The following is a 15,274-nucleotide window of genomic DNA, read 5'->3' on the forward strand; positions in this document are numbered from 1 at the left end:
GCAAGTGTATTTTGGTTGCAAACAACCAGATACAGTTGCCGGGTTTGCTATTTGTATTCATAATCAATAACTACAGCAGATTCCAAACCATTTTCTAACATAGGAACTAATACCTCTGTAGCGATTCTTTTATGCTCCGGATGCTCTAAATAAAGATCTCTTCCATTTAAATCATCAAATTTCATGACAAATGCATGAGTAAATCCTTTATTTAATTGCTCGGGGCTACAATTTTTTCCAAATGTGAAGTCTTTAATAGATGGAATTATTTCTTGTAAATTACCTAACTGATTTAGCGCAGAAGAAATATTCGACTCTGTTAAATTTGCTTTAAATTGTAATACAACAATATGATTAATCATTAAATTACTCCTTTTCATCTACATTTAGATTTTATCAATAGTACCTGAATAACGCTCCAATTACAGCCACTATTTTCTATTCGAAGCCCAAAAAATATATTATGTAGCATATTATAGTATTTTGATTTAAATCACTATACAATTCGTTTTTTGGGAGAACTATATGGGTATTGTAAAAATTTCTAATGAACTACATGAAGCGACAAAGCTGATGGCTAGAGCAATGAGCCGCTCAATAAACTCACAAGCTGAATACTGGATTAGAATAGGAAAATTGGCAGAAGAAAATCCTTCTATTACTTATCCTGAAATTCTCAAAATTCTAATAAATCAAGCATCATTAGGTGAAATACACGATGTTAGTGAAGACGCATGAAGAAATAGCAAAAATGCGGGTTGCAGGAAATCTGGCCGCATCAGTACTTCAAATGATAGAACCTTATGTTATACCCGGTGTAAGTACCAGTGGACTGGAACAAATATGTCGGAACTATATTATTGAAGATTTGCAAGCAATACCATCAACTTTAAATCATCATGGATTTCCAGCGTGCATTTGCACCTCTATTAATCATGTTGTATGTCATGGAATACCTTCTGATAAAATAATTAAGAACGGTGACATCCTTAATATTGATGTTACTGTGCAAAAAGACGGTTATATCGGTGACACAAGTAAAATGTTTCTCATCGGCGATGTAAAACCTTTTGCTAAAAAATTAGTAGCCGTTACGCAAGAGTGTCTTTATAAAGCCATTGCCATAGTGCGTCCTGGGGTTCGACTCGGAGATATAGGAAGCATAATCCAAGAGCATGCCGAGAAAAATCGATATTCTGTTGTTCGTGAATTTGGAGGGCATGGTATTGGCAGAACAATGTGGGAAGAACCTAATGTCATGCATTTTGGTAAGCCCAATACAGGATTACAATTACAAGCAGGAATGACTTTTACTATTGAACCAATGATTAATTTGGGTACTAGAGAGGTCAAAATATTAGGAGATGGATGGACTGTTGTCACCAAAGATCATAAATTATCCGCACAATGGGAACATACAATTTTAGTAACTGAGGATGGATTTGAAATTCTTACCTTGAGAGCAGATGAGCATTTTTCTCAACATATCAATTAATATAGAGTTACAATAAAAAGATAATTTTATCCTTAAAAAGCAGAATAACCTGCAACATAAATTAAGAAGAGAATTAAAATGCTGCGCCCTTTTTTAAGTAAATAGTAGGATAAAAATAATGAATCAAGATTTAAAAATTAGAATTGCAACAGCATCTGATATCCCCTTAATTTTTCAATTTATTAAAGAATTAGCCGAGTATGAGCAACTGCTCCATGAGGTAGTCGCAACTGAGGAACAATTGTTAGAAACTTTATTTGGCTCTAAAGCTCATGCAGAGGTTATCATTGGTTATCTTGATGAAAAACCAGTTAGCTTTGCTTTGTTCTTTCATAATTATTCAACATTTTTAGCAAAGCCAGGCCTTTATTTAGAAGATTTATATGTTAAACCCGAAGCACGAGGCTGTGGAATAGGACAAATTATGCTGGCCTACTTAGCTAAGTTAGCTAAAGATAGAAATTGTGGACGTTTTGAATGGTGGGTTTTAGATTGGAATGAACCTGCTATTAAATTTTATGAACGACTCGGCGCCAAACCAATGGATGAATGGACAGTACATCGGGTTAGCGGTCAGGCATTGGATGAATTGGCAGATAAGTACACTCACTTTAGTTCTCTATGAAACTCCCAAACAGCCCTAAATATTCTACCCATCGCAGAAAAAGCAGTCTGTCTCTTTTCGAATATCCAGCGGCTTAGGCACAGATGTGGGCAAGAGACAGTTGCAAACAACCAGGCTACACGTGTACAGAAAGATCCATAACCAAATCGATGAAATTCATAGCAGTCATATGATATTCAGTTATCGCTTAAAACCTATCCTTGCGTTCAAATTCTTTATTATATTCGCGCATTCGAATCAAGCCGGCATCATATTTTTCTTGAGCTTCGTAAGCATTGAGATAACGGTTGTTCGGTTTATCTCCCTCAACACCAACAATCGCATCAAGAAATTCAATTAACCATTGAAATATATTTCTCATTGGGCACCTTCCATGTAATAAATATTATCCCTTAAAACATTATAATCACATTTCTAATTTTATTGCCAATAGTCATCTTGTTTGTTCTTACTCCTCCATCGAGAAACAAAATATTCTAACTCAAGCATTTTGAAACAAATTGAATAGGTGCATTAAGTTTGACGAAGTTCATAATTCCGGGTTTATGAAAAACCTCTGGATTGATTTTAAAATCTTGTTTTTGCTTATGTGGAAGCTCATATTCTACTAGCAACAGTAATCCCGCAAATTGCAAGTTCGTTAGCCCACAAGGTAATTTTTCAGAGGCATACTGTTCATCATAGATAAGCCTATCATCCAGAATAATACTTTTTAATTGTTCATATAATGGGTGTGGCATTGCGGACACCTCTGAAGAAACTCATAGGCTCATCTATCAATCTAAATGTAGTATATAAATTCATCTCGAGGTGGTTTTATAGACCACATCATGATATAGGTCTTTCATTTTCTATTTAACTGGCAAAGTTTACTCTTATAGTTTAATTTATTGTAATTACTGCAAATTATTCTCTTTTTACAGCTAATTTTCTCTAACTTACGTGAGAAGACTCTATGACTATAAAGTGGATACCGGATAACCAAATTGGTGAATTGCAAAAAGATGGCACTTTTACTCGTGCTGCTTCATATGGCGTAAGCATGATTAACGCTTATTTCTTTGATGAATTGTCACAAATTGACCCTATCAGCCAAGAGGACAACCTATTAAAAATTATTGAAACCGAATCCAAACTTATACCTTCTTTAAAGGCTTTGGATATCATTGGTTTTTTTTCTCCGGAGGAGTGGTTGCAAAGCGAACACCAAGGTAGATTAATGATTATTTTGCTTTACTTTTCGCAACAACCTGAAGCAGTTACGCCAGAAATTGTAAACCGATTAAAAGAAAAATATTCAACGCTCACTCCGACATTACAAAAAATGGTTGATAAGATTTTACAGGAGTTTTCAGCATGAACTACTCATCTATTGCAATAGATCCAGATAAGTTGATTCCTGATAACAAACAAGGAATGATTACTGACAATGGAACGTTTTATCGTAAAGGGACATCGTTAGCAACATTTGATAATGCTAAAAAGTATCAAGCATTAATCGATAGGGGTGTGAAAGACATCGCTCATCCTGAAATTCAAACTGCAATCAATGATCAACGATTTATTACCAATATGATGGCAGTAGGATTATATTTTTCTTTTTTCCCAGAAGCAGATTGGTTAGCAGATGAGAAACAAGAAGGCCGAATGATGCCCGCATTGCTGATGTTGCAGCAATACCCTAATAAACTATCCCCTGAATTACAACAACGCTTACTCCACATAAAGAATAAGCTTAATCCCATTACGCAAACTCTAATTGAAGAAACATTGGATTATCATCAGAACTACCTTAACAGGCTTGAGAAAACAAAAAAATATATATCACATTTATTTATGCAATATGTGCACGGATTAGAAAATCAAGATATAACAGATATCGATGCACTCTGGTTGGATAAGGCAGAAAGCTGTTTAATTGTTCCCTCTTTTGATACGCCTATTAGAGGTAAAACTAATATTATAAACTTCACTCAAAGGAATTTTTCTAATTTTAAGAAATTAACGTTTCAAGTTTCCAATATTGAGGTCGATATCGACTTAATTAAAGGTATTGCACATTTATATGCACTAAAAACTTTAAAAGTAGAATTAAAAGAAGATAACGCATTCAAAGGAAAACCGATTCCGACTAAAGCAGTAGTCAATGTAGCGTTTATTCGTTTAGATGTTCCTTCCTGCCAACCGATTTTGAAGGGATTTGAAAATTGGCGATTAGGGAATTGGAAGATTTACAACTGGACTGAATGTTTTCCCTATTCTCAATTTTAAAGGACTTTCCCATGCCCATTAAATGCTTAAAAACATTTAGCTTGGTTTTATTTGCTTATGCCAGCCATTCATTCGCTGCTTTGTATTTAGAGAATCCTATTCAAAAGAATTTATTAACTGATGGTAAGATGCATCTTTATCTCTGTGGAACTGGAGATCCGGAAGTTACCATGCAAGAGATTCGCAAACCAGCTTGCCTTGCTCTGATTGCGAATAAGCAGTTTATGCTATTTGATGCGGGCGAAGGAGCGATTCAAACCTTGGCTTCGATGGGATTACCTTACCCAACAATTCATAATGTATTTATAACACATTGGCATTCTGACCATTTCAGTGGCTTGGGTCAGGTTATTAACGCTACTTGGAATAATGGACGTAACGAACCCATCAATATTTATGGACCCTACGGGGTCAAGCAAGTTGTAAAAGGATTGGCTAAAGCCTATCAACTGGATGTTATGTTTCGAGCTTCAAATAGCCAAGGAAGACTCGATCCACAAATGGGATTTGGGCTCCCCAAATTAGTGGATGCGGTGAAGCAAGATAAAATCGTTTATGATACCTCAGATATTAAAATTACCGCGTTTCCAGTTTCTCATGAACCCGTCTATCCAGCGCTAGGTTATGTCGTCCACTATAAAGGATGTAAAATCGTCATCAGTGGTGATACCAAAGTTACTCCTACACTCGCTACTCACGCTAAAAATGCCGATCTTTTGATTAATGAAGTGCTAAGTAATCCATTGAATCAAGCAATCTACCAACAAGCAATAGTAAAAGGTGATACATTGGATGCTGCATTCTCGCTAGAAACCAAGAACTACCATTCTGATTCACTAGAGCTTGCAAAAATGGCACAACAAGCTAAAGTAAAGCATTTGGTTTTGACCCATTTTGTTCCTGCCATTCCAACAACATCTTCCGTAACACAAGCTTTTGTTAGGGGAATGAGTACGTATTACACGGGATTAATGACGATTAGTGCCGATAAAGATGAAATAACCATTGAGTCGACAGGAGCAGGTAATTGTCAAATTCAATACAAGCCGGCACAACAGCCAGTGAGTCAGGTGCATAAAATTAATTAATTTATCAACCAAAATATGATGCGATTCTGATGCATAGAGTTGTAGCAATCGGACTAAGGTACCCTTGCCTCATTTATAAAATTGATAGTGCATTGTATATTGATGTATAGTTCTAAATTGGTTACAAGTCTGTTGATTTGAAGATCTATCTAAGGCCACTTCAGACGCTTTGAAAATAGTACTTTGTGATTAATAAGAATGGATGCATACCCTATGTTGAAGGATCGTTTGTGAACATTAAATACCTGCTTTCTATTTTTTGTGGTTTGCTCTCCTCTTCTGTCATAGCAAATCAAAGTTCATGGAGCACCTCTATTGCAGTCGGTGCAAGCCGTTTTACAAAAAGTAACGACCAAACCATTATCATCAGTGATTATATTACTGATTCACTGGTTAATTCCCACCAGAAAACGCAAGCAACCTATTCATTTTCTTTTCAAAGAAATATCTCTGTGAATAGCCAGTTGCTTAAAAAAATCCTCATAGGACCCGCTATTTATTATCAACAAGCACGATTCACTGGGGATGTTTACGAGCTCAATGATCCAGAATTTTTTAATTACACCTATAAAGAATCTGGAAATATCTTCAATCTAGTACTCCAGGGTGATTTGTACTTATTCTCTCCTATCGAGAGAATCTCACCGTTTATCACATTAGGTGCGGGATTAAGTGTAAGCAAAGTAACCTATCATGATCAGGCGCTCCCTGGTATCACACCTGTAAGCAGCTTGCGACTTCCAGCTAAAATCAATAACCAATTTGCAGGAGCAGCAGGTGCTGGCGTTGCCGTGCATCTAAATAAGAAATTTGATGTATTCGCTCGTTATCTCTATTCGCAAAGTGATACAGCACATTCATCATTATCAAATAATCATAATTTACTAGAACCCATTAAGCTTTCACTCAATAACCAAGCATTTTATATTGGGTTAAGCTTTAATTCTTTATGAGTCTTATTTATGAAAAAAATAACCCTGCTTCTTCCTGCTTTAATGATGTTTGGTATTACCGAACAAATTTATAGTGCCACGCCACTGGTGGAGTTCATTAATACGCCCACACCTTCGCAACAGGTTTTACCACAGGAAGAACTTATCTTATATTACACAGTACGTAATAATACGAAGGTTAATTTGCCCTTAGGCATTAAGTTATCGAGCCCATTAGCGTCGGTTGATACCAATTTAGGCAGCTGTGGTACATTCATCAATGCAAAGAGCAACTGTACATTAGCTATTGCCTATCACGCCCCCAATACAGTTAAATCAGTACCACTTACCATTAAGATCAACTATCAAGGGCGAACCCCTTTAGTGAATACGATTAATATCAATATCAATAAGGATATTGCTTGTACCCTCCTAAAAAAGAAAAGCTGGCAAACCTCCTTTTGCCAAGCTCAATATCAACATGCCTTAACCTTCACACCCGATGTATTTAATACAGCAAATCAAAAAGTTGTCGAAGAACAAACCCTGGGAGGAGTGTTCGGCATTTATAAAAAAACGGCTTCTGGAGAACAGATTTGTTATATAAGCTGTGGACTTCGTGCTTTAAACGATACGCCTCCAGATGAAAATACTCTTTTTGAACTCGCCTCAGTGACTAAAACATTTACTACAGCGAGTCTGGGTGCTTCAATCTATAAAAAACAAATCAATCCATTGTCACCGATCAAACCCGATCTGCCGTCTAAAAGTTGGGTAGGAAAAAGTTTTGATTTAACCTCCCATGAGTCCCCAGTGACTTATCAAGAACTCGCTACTTTTTCGGGAGGTTTCTGTTTTTCAGATGCTCCAAGCGTTGATCAAAACAGTGGTGATCAGAATTTAAATCAATCGAACTTCGTTAAAGATGTAAATAAACTGAATACTGCGCTTGCTACCTGTATTGGTGATGGCAAGCCACAAGTGCGCTTGGTATATGGATCCCCCCATTATTTGCCAACCCGAAATTTTTACTCGAACAGCAGCGTAGGATTAATCACTCAGGCACTCATGAATCGGGATGGCTTCCCCAATGTTTTGGAGGGTGATTTTAATGGATGGGTCTGTAACAATATTACAAACATTCTCAACATGCCTTTAACAAGTGCTTGTCTTCCAGACGAAGCACATAATGGAACGTGCCCAGTCATAACTCCTGCCGGCGCAACTCCTTGCAATACAAGCCAGTGGCAAAATGCTCAATATGCATCTGGATACCATATCGACAAGCTCACTCATGAATATCAATTAGGAAATCCTTTCCCATATGTGCCCTGGGCAGGTGCAGGATGTATTCGCAGCAATGCAAGCGATATGATTAACTTTATTCGTGCCAATTTGAATATAAGCACCAATCAGGATCCCAAGCAACTAACGCTCTTAAAAGGGATGCAAATCGCTCATGCACCCAATAATTATCTGCCTGTACCCGCAGGAAAGATTGTTCTACCCAATATTGGAAAACAAGAACCAATTGTCGGTGGACAAGGCTATGCTTGGGTCTGTGAACCAATCAATGGAGAAGTAATTTGTGGAAAAATCGGTGGCCATAAGGATTTCCGAAGTTTTCTTGGCTTTACCATGCAACAGCAATATGGAATTATAATTTTATTCAATACTGGAGCAGCAAAAACCGATGGAAGCTTAAAACCCTATATTAAATCCCCGCCTACAATAGCAACAATAGGAAAAAACATGATTTTAAACGCTAACAATCCTTAGTTTAAAAAACTAAGGACCTCAATCTATAAAATGTAAAAAGCTTAAGCTTATTCCTATGGTTCTTAAAAATCCAATAAATCTATTTTTAACAACTTTCAGATTAATTATTTAAGAACCAACAGAGCCAGTATCCAGAAAAAAATGAAATTCCTGCCACTGCTCATCAAAAAAATTGTGTATTATCTTTTAATTACCATAAATTATAGACATTTGTAACTTAATGAATTTATTAATATCTCTTAGAATTTTTTTTGTATTATTAGAAAAGACAAACTTTTCCTATTGCTCCATCAGTTGTTAATATTTCCTTAACAAATAAACAATACAATTAAATAATAACCAACTTTTATATTTTATAATCATGGCAGATAGAGTCGATTTAAAACATAATTATAAATTTTTTAATGAACAGCTCTCATGGTTTAAGGAACCTGTAGTTAATTTTTTAAAGAAACTAAAATTCTTGGATAGTGTCAGGGTAGATTTTGACCATCCTAAGGAGATAATCCCTGAGCCAGAACCGAATGGAGAATCGGAAATCCCTATTAATTTTTATGACGCTGCTGCATTAACCGAAGCAACACGTGGAGAGAGTTATGCTGTATTCCCTGAACTTCAAGGGAAAAAAATCAATGTTTTTGCACTACACGATAGTTTATTACAACGAGGGGTCATGGATCCTAATTTGCGTAATTTGACAATTAACCTTTTACTTCAAGGCCGCGGAGCTGTACCTTTTGGTATTGTAGTTCCTCTCCAATCCCTTATTTCTGATAATACCAAGTCAGGGATTGTTGTCACTGCTATGACAGAAGAAATGCAAATTAGTCTTGAGGTTAGAAATAAGGACAAAATCCAGTTAAAAATTGAAACACCAATTCAAATTCCGACAGCTACTGATCTTGGCAGAGAAAAAATAGGACACTTGTCTTGTGAGTTAAGTATCACAAACGATTCCATGTATATAGAAGAGATGAACTATACCAATACAGGTAAAAGTGAAATTGCAAAAGAAGTTTTTGAAGCGATATCCAAAGATTATAATCTTCTTAGCGAAATGTGGAACAATTTCTTGAAGTGTCTGGGAATTAAGGAAAAGAATCCTGAGCTTGAAATAGAAATACCTCATGACACTCCGAGCATGGGCTAATAGCTCAATTAGCACATACTGAAATAGGAAAAATTCCGTAAAAATAGAAAAGAAGGTTTAAATGAGTTTAAGGTTCATTTCATTCCATAACTTACAGTTTTACTTTGGTTTGCTGTAAATAAATCGTTCCTATTTTTCATAAGCTCTCCTTTTTGTTGATACAATTATTTTACCCAACTTGCATAATTCAGTAAATGCGCGGCGATACTAGCTTGTAACAAACGGTAGCCATAAGGATTTCCGAAGTTTTCTTGGCTTTACCATGCAACAGCAATATGGAATTATTATTTTATTCAATACTGGAGCAGCAAAAACCGATGGAAGCTTAAAACCCTATATTAAATCCCCGCCTGCAATAGCAACAATAGGACAAAACATGATTTTAAACGCGAACAATCCTTGAAGGAATTAATAGGCTCAGACTCGATTGATTTAATCCAAATATCGAAACAATCAATCGAGCCCCCCAAAATAATTTAATGATATTGCTTGTGGAATTTAAAAACACTATTAAACAGCAACAACAAGATCCTATTATTTGATAATCATGTAAATTGCCTAAAAAATCTTGAAAAAGCGGTAGAACAATAGATGGCTTTCATGCTCCCTCTATCTTAATTGGCAACTAAATGAAAAAGCGAAATTACTGCATACTAAATAGATTCTTTTTAAGCTTGTTTCCATCTCATCTTCACTTATAAATATTAGAAATTGAGCTACAAGTCCATCAAGTCCAGCATGAAACACCTAGGCTCATGCAAAATTCAGGTCCTACTTACCAAAGATTACAAAAGTAACAAAAATTGAACTATATTTATGAAAGATATTCTATTAATTCTGTGAGCCTGTTATGAGTAGAGAAAAAATTAATCAAGACATTGCTAAGTTTTTAAATAAGAAAATGCAAGAAACGTGGAATTTTAAGGGGAAGTGGACTGCCAATGCCGATGGGGTAGCCTATAAAATCGCTAAGGAAGATTATGATAAAGATAATATCCATCATAACGTGCTATTTGGGGAAAAACTTTCTAAAACTCAAGAGTCGCCTCCTGCATATGAAGCTGTATACACGAAGCCTTCCGAACTTATCGAGTTTTTAAAAAAAATAGAAGAACAGGAAATGGCAGAGAAATATCAGCAAGCGATCGAAGAAGAAAATAAAAATATTGCCTCCAAATTAATACAGTTAATGAAAAATGATAATGTTCAATGGGACTCTGATGTTGATGGGGTTTTTTCCACTACTACCCTGGATATAGATACGAGTGGATACAAGTATGCAGAGGCACCTTTATTAAACCGCGCGAAACAAGATCATGCTCAACGATCACATAATGATATTTTTTTGAAAGTTCCTGTTAAACCAAAAATTACAAGTATAAAAGAAAAAGATGGGCAGACAAATCAAGTTGAAATTAAAGCGAGTTATAGTAACGGGACAGATCTTGAGAAATTACATTCAAAAATCGATACAGCACTAAAATCAAAAGTAACCAGAACAAACACTTCTCAAGTTAAAGCCGATTTGGCAGCAATTAAATCCCAAGACCCTAGAATGAAAGAGATGCACAGTGAATTATTAGAGAAAATACGCCAATTTTGTGAACCATATTCTAACGTAGATGGCTTAAAAAAAATGAAAGATATAGCAACATACTCTGACTCACCAATGCAATCATTGATTGAAGTGATTCAATTAGCCGACTGGAAAAAATCAGACTCTGATTTTACCAAAGGATGGCACAACAAGATGCGTGGAAGAGCCCCTGAGGTTGAAGAGTTTTATCAAAATTTAGCAAAGCTTGAACTTAACAACCCTGAAAGTGTTAAGGAGTTTATTAATTCTTTGAATAAGGATAAAACTCAGGACAACGCTCCAAACAACAATTTTGGGTAATCTTGATTTGCTGTTAATAGTTATTAAACCAACAATACGACTCATTTAAAAAGAATGATGAATGGAATGGCATCAGCTGGATTTTTTGTAATAAATTAGAATACTTAGACAATTAAGAACATAAACCATCCTATCTGAATTCGATAAAAATAAAAAAATCTGCACATCCAGCATTCTCCTCCAATTTATTCAAAGTCGGTGTTTTAAACCTCCCCAACGTTCATCCAGGTTCCATTCCGCCGATAAAAATGCGCAGCTAGATGTCATCAAACGGCAGGCCATCTTGAGTTCGTTTAAAACGAACCGATGCAAGACTTCTATCTCTTATAATCAGGACTTACGAAAAACCCCCATCTCTTCGTTAAAAAATGTTTTTAATTCGGTCATTTAGTCTATCTAAACTCCCTCATTAAAAACATTTTTTGCCTCGACCTTGGGGTTTTTCGTAACTCCTGATAGATAGGTATTCACTTAAAGTTGCATTTAAAATACATCTTTATTATAATAATCTGGTGTAACATACTCTAAAGGAGCATATCATGTCAGCAAGTCATAAACCGACTAAAACCATCAGTGATAAATTTGCCTTTGGTCTTGTGAAGTTTTTTCGATTTTTTGCTGATACTTTCTTTCAAAAACGCTATGGAAATCGCGCGATAGTACTCGAAACAGTAGCGGCAGTACCTGGGATGGTTGGAGCGGCATTACTGCATCTACGTTGCTTAAGAAAAATCAAAAATGATGAGGGCTGGATTAAAACGTTGCTCGATGAAGCAGAAAATGAACGGATGCATTTGATTACTTTCATGTATATCGCCAAACCAAATTGGTTTGAACGATTTATTATTTTTGTAGCACAAGCTATTTTTGTGGTTTTATATTTATTGATGTATGTTATTTCTTCCAAAACAGCCCATCGATTTGTAGGTTATCTTGAAGAAGAGGCAGTGATTAGCTATACCCATTATTTACAAGAGTTGGATGATGGCCGCATTGAAAATTGCCCGGCTCCCGAGATTGCTAAAAACTACTGGGGATTAGCTACTGATGCACGTCTGCGAGATGTGCTATTGGCCGTACGTATTGATGAGGAAGGGCATCGAGATGTAAATCATCAGTTAGCTGATAAATTAGTGAACGAGCGTACTCTTTTAACTAGGCTGGAACCAGAGCTTACTGAGAATAAGAATATCAACCAATAAGAGAGTTATCGATAACCAGAAATAAAAGGTGCATCATGATATCAGAATACAGCGAGTTAATGTGCTATAAGCAAATCGAAATTGATAGCCATGGAAAACTGAAATTTTTCTTGGAAAAACACAGTACCAAAGAAGGAACTTGGGGTAAGCTTTCCCTCCAGGAAGGAATTATTGATTTTGTATTCCTAAATGGCCAGGGGCATGAATGTTCCCGAGCTCGAATCGATACGGAGCACCCTCAATTACTGATCCCCCCTGCTGCATGGCATAAAATTATTCCAATCAGTGACACGTTTAAAGCAAATCTTGAGTTTTATTGCATGCCTCAACGATATTTCAATAAAAAATACGGATTAGGAGCAGCACATAGTGACTTAGTGTATGCCTATCAGACTTATTTACACCATTTGAAGAACGCATCAATTCTTGATGTAGGCTGTGGCTCGGGTAGAAATTTGTTTTATTTGGCAAAAATGGGACATCGTGTGATAGGAATTGACCATAACAAACCGGCATTAGAAACAATTGAAGAGATTGTCCAGAAAGAAGCGTTATCTGGGGTTGATACGCTGCTGCATGATTTAAATCAACCCTTAAATCTTGGATCCGAACTTTATGATTTAGTTCTCTCAACAGTCACGTTGCAGTTTTTAAACCCTCAACGCATTCCAGGATTGCTCACCGAGCTTCAGGGAGTAACTAAAAACGATGGATATCATTTTTTAGTATTTCCCATTCAATCAGAACTTTATTCGCTGCCAGAATTCTTCACGTTTCTTCCGCAAAAAGAAGAACTCTATCACGTGTATCAAGACAGTGGATGGTCGATACTTGAATATAAAGAATCGGTAGGTCATTTACATAAACAAGATGAACTGGGAAGACCCATATCAGGTTTATTTGGTCTTTTGCTCGCACAAAAAATCGTATAACTCCAGTCTGCCCTATTTAATGTTCAAGATAACAGACAACTCATTTTTGTTGTGTAATACATCAGCTAAAGTATAGCGCCCCAAAATATCCATAAATGCGGCTTGAGCTTCATACAAGACCCCCTTTAATTTACATACAGGAGCAATACAACAGTTGGCTTTTTCCCTATTAAAACAAGGTACCAAATCAAAATGAGGCTCCAGCTGCGTAATGAGTTGTCCTAAATTAATTGATTCAGGTTGGGCTGCCATTAAAATACCGCCATTCTTCCCCCGGATTGTTTTAATCAGCCCCAATTTCGATAAATTGTGAATGATTTTTATCATATGATTGTTCGAAATATCATAAGCCTCGGTTATATCCTTAATCGTACATGACTCTTTTCGAAGGGCTATGTAAATTAATGCGCGTAATGAGTAATCCGTAAATTGTGTAAGTTGCATAAATAAATCCAAATTGTGAGTTGACTCCGATTATTTCTTTTTATAAGATGCATTGCAAATACATCTTTAAGGAGTATACCATGTTTGAGTCATTATTTGAGCGCTTGGGAGGCCAAGATGCAGTAAATACCGCAGTTGATATTTTTTATCGCAAAATGTTAATGGATGAGCGTGTAAGTCATTTTTTTGATGATATTGATATGGATCAACAAATCTTGAAGCAAAAAGGTTTTTTAACCATGGTCTTTGGTGGACCCAATCATTACAGTGGAAAAAGCATGAGTGAAGGACATGCCCATTTACTCAAGCGAGGATTAAATGATACGCACGTGGATATTGTTATAGAACATTTAGGAGCAACGCTTAAGGAGTTAGGGGCCGCAGCAGAGGATATTAAACAAGTGGCAGCTATTGCCAATAGTGTTCGCGATGAAGTGTTGGGGCGCTCATGAGTATTATAGACTTTAACAATCAATCATATGTCCTAGAACCTCAGGAAAATGTATTACAGTGTCTTCTGCGTCATGGTGTGAATTACCCCAACTCATGCCAGGCGGGAATATGTCAGTCCTGTCTGATTAAAGCTAAAGATGGTGTAGTTCATCCATCGTGGCAAGAAGGATTACCTGAAACACTTAAATCTCAAGGCTATTTTCTGGCATGTCTGGCACAACCAGAAGCAGCCCTTCAAGTTGTTGCCCCAGAAAGCGTAGAGTGTGAGGTCAATGCGAAAATCATTGAGCTTAAACCACTTAACTACAATGTGGTGCAAGTTAAACTTAGTGTGGACGAGTTACAACATTGGATCCCTGGCCAATATCTTAGCCTGATTAATCCCGAAGGCACCATGCGAAGTTATTCAATCGCCAACCTCTCTATGCAAGAAAGATTTATTGAGTTACACGTTAAAATCTATCCAGGCGGGAGTATGGGGCAATGGCTTGTGAGTAAGGCAAAAAAGAATATGGAGGTTAAACTTAGAGGACCTTTTGGCCGTTGTTTTTACTATAATCCCGACCAATTAACTTTTGATATGTTATTGGCTGGAACGGGTACGGGGCTTGCGCCGCTCATTGCCATTATTAGAAGCGCACTCAGCCAAAATCATCAAGGACGTATCACTTTAGTTCATGGCGGTCTTACCGATGAGGACATTTACTATCGTGAAGAATTGGAATCCTTATCGATAGTATTCAGTTCCTTTGTTTATGACCCTTGTGTGGTGCAAAGCCAGGGACGTTATCCTGAAGCGTTAATTGAACGAAGAGCATTAACACACATCAATAATCCTCATGATACCAGGGTATATGTGTGTGGACCTAAAGAAACGACCAATAAACTTAAAACCACTATCTTTCTCGCAGGAGTTCCTTCTAAACATATTTTTAGCGATCCTTTTCTTTAACAACGCCCTACTATTTCATCAGTTTGATATTTGCGGCAATACCTTTAGATTGAA

Annotated in this window: 19 protein-coding genes; 15 read left to right on the forward strand and 4 right to left on the reverse strand. The window is 36.5% G+C overall.

Annotated features, from left to right (window positions below; all coding sequences use genetic code 11):
- Positions 1–47: 47 nt before the first annotated feature.
- A complete protein-coding gene (locus tag ELY20_RS04465) occupies positions 48–362 on the reverse strand; it encodes a Dabb family protein (protein WP_158618860.1) in 315 nt (104 codons plus the stop codon).
- 163 nt (positions 363–525) lie between these two features.
- Between ELY20_RS04465 and ELY20_RS04470 the strand changes: the two genes are divergently transcribed.
- From ELY20_RS04470 to ELY20_RS04480, 3 genes are all read left to right on the forward strand, one after another.
- Positions 526–738, forward strand: coding sequence for a ParD-like family protein (locus tag ELY20_RS04470; RefSeq protein ID WP_058468834.1), 213 nt, complete (start codon positions 526–528; stop codon positions 736–738).
- Positions 719–1,495, forward strand: coding sequence for a type I methionyl aminopeptidase (gene map / locus ELY20_RS04475; protein ID WP_165831565.1), 777 nt, complete (start codon positions 719–721; stop codon positions 1,493–1,495). Before ELY20_RS04470 ends, map begins: the two co-directional genes overlap by 20 nt.
- Before the next feature lie 118 nt (positions 1,496–1,613).
- Positions 1,614–2,120: a GNAT family N-acetyltransferase gene (locus ELY20_RS04480; RefSeq protein ID WP_110141389.1), complete on the forward strand. Its 507-nt coding sequence runs from the start codon at positions 1,614–1,616 to the stop codon at positions 2,118–2,120.
- Between the two features lie 187 nt (positions 2,121–2,307).
- Here the strand turns inward: ELY20_RS04480 and ELY20_RS16860 are convergent, their stop codons facing one another.
- On the reverse strand, positions 2,308–2,481 hold the full coding sequence (locus tag ELY20_RS16860; protein ID WP_165831564.1) for a hypothetical protein: 174 nt from the start codon (positions 2,479–2,481) through the stop codon (positions 2,308–2,310).
- A gap of 115 nt (positions 2,482–2,596) precedes the next feature.
- Positions 2,597–2,860 carry a hypothetical protein gene (locus tag ELY20_RS04485; RefSeq protein WP_110141388.1) on the reverse strand — a complete coding sequence of 88 codons (264 nt, stop codon included), beginning with the start codon at positions 2,858–2,860 and terminating at the stop codon, positions 2,597–2,599.
- Between the two features lie 215 nt (positions 2,861–3,075).
- Between ELY20_RS04485 and ELY20_RS04490 the strand changes: the two genes are divergently transcribed.
- The 10 genes from ELY20_RS04490 to tehB all read left to right on the forward strand — a co-directional run bounded on the left by ELY20_RS04490 (position 3,076) and on the right by tehB (position 13,371).
- The gene (locus ELY20_RS04490; RefSeq protein ID WP_110141387.1) at positions 3,076–3,480 is read left to right on the forward strand and encodes a hypothetical protein; all 405 of its coding nucleotides are present in this window, start codon (positions 3,076–3,078) and stop codon (positions 3,478–3,480) included.
- Positions 3,477–4,391, forward strand: coding sequence for a hypothetical protein (locus tag ELY20_RS04495; protein WP_110141386.1), 915 nt, complete (start codon positions 3,477–3,479; stop codon positions 4,389–4,391). The genes ELY20_RS04490 and ELY20_RS04495 overlap by 4 nt, the downstream gene beginning before the upstream one ends.
- 11 nt (positions 4,392–4,402) lie before the next feature.
- The gene (locus ELY20_RS04500) at positions 4,403–5,479 is read left to right on the forward strand and encodes an MBL fold metallo-hydrolase (protein WP_110141385.1); all 1,077 of its coding nucleotides are present in this window, start codon (positions 4,403–4,405) and stop codon (positions 5,477–5,479) included.
- Between the two features lie 230 nt (positions 5,480–5,709).
- A complete protein-coding gene (locus ELY20_RS04505; protein WP_158618861.1) occupies positions 5,710–6,432 on the forward strand; it encodes an outer membrane beta-barrel protein in 723 nt (240 codons plus the stop codon).
- A gap of 9 nt (positions 6,433–6,441) precedes the next feature.
- Positions 6,442–8,190, forward strand: a complete 1,749-nt coding sequence (locus ELY20_RS04510; RefSeq protein WP_110141383.1) for a serine hydrolase — start codon at positions 6,442–6,444, stop codon at positions 8,188–8,190.
- Between the two features lie 361 nt (positions 8,191–8,551).
- A complete protein-coding gene (locus tag ELY20_RS04515) occupies positions 8,552–9,340 on the forward strand; it encodes a hypothetical protein (RefSeq protein WP_110141382.1) in 789 nt (262 codons plus the stop codon).
- A gap of 262 nt (positions 9,341–9,602) precedes the next feature.
- Positions 9,603–9,743 carry a hypothetical protein gene (locus ELY20_RS16745; RefSeq protein WP_158618862.1) on the forward strand — a complete coding sequence of 47 codons (141 nt, stop codon included), beginning with the start codon at positions 9,603–9,605 and terminating at the stop codon, positions 9,741–9,743.
- Between the two features lie 447 nt (positions 9,744–10,190).
- Positions 10,191–11,237: a hypothetical protein gene (locus ELY20_RS04520; RefSeq protein WP_110141381.1), complete on the forward strand. Its 1,047-nt coding sequence runs from the start codon at positions 10,191–10,193 to the stop codon at positions 11,235–11,237.
- 539 nt (positions 11,238–11,776) lie between these two features.
- Complete coding sequence (locus ELY20_RS04530) at positions 11,777–12,439, forward strand: alternative oxidase (protein WP_110141380.1); 663 nt, start codon at positions 11,777–11,779, stop codon at positions 12,437–12,439.
- 35 nt (positions 12,440–12,474) lie between these two features.
- Entirely contained in the window at positions 12,475–13,371 is an 897-nt protein-coding gene (gene tehB, locus ELY20_RS04535; RefSeq protein ID WP_110141379.1) for an SAM-dependent methyltransferase TehB, read from the forward strand.
- Positions 13,372–13,383: 12 nt separating this feature from the next.
- Here tehB and ELY20_RS04540 read toward each other — a convergent pair whose 3' ends face one another.
- Complete coding sequence (locus ELY20_RS04540) at positions 13,384–13,815, reverse strand: Rrf2 family transcriptional regulator (protein ID WP_110141378.1); 432 nt, start codon at positions 13,813–13,815, stop codon at positions 13,384–13,386.
- Positions 13,816–13,895: 80 nt separating this feature from the next.
- On the opposite strand from ELY20_RS04540, the gene ELY20_RS04545 reads away from it, so the two are divergent.
- Both ELY20_RS04545 and ELY20_RS04550 read left to right on the forward strand, forming a co-directional pair.
- Entirely contained in the window at positions 13,896–14,267 is a 372-nt protein-coding gene (locus ELY20_RS04545; protein WP_165831563.1) for a group I truncated hemoglobin, read from the forward strand.
- Complete coding sequence (locus ELY20_RS04550) at positions 14,264–15,220, forward strand: FAD-binding oxidoreductase (RefSeq protein ID WP_110141376.1); 957 nt, start codon at positions 14,264–14,266, stop codon at positions 15,218–15,220. The genes ELY20_RS04545 and ELY20_RS04550 overlap by 4 nt, the downstream gene beginning before the upstream one ends.
- Positions 15,221–15,274 lie beyond the last annotated feature (54 nt).

The organism is Legionella qingyii, assembly GCF_003990155.1.
Classification (GTDB): Bacteria; Pseudomonadota; Gammaproteobacteria; order Legionellales; family Legionellaceae; genus Legionella; species Legionella qingyii.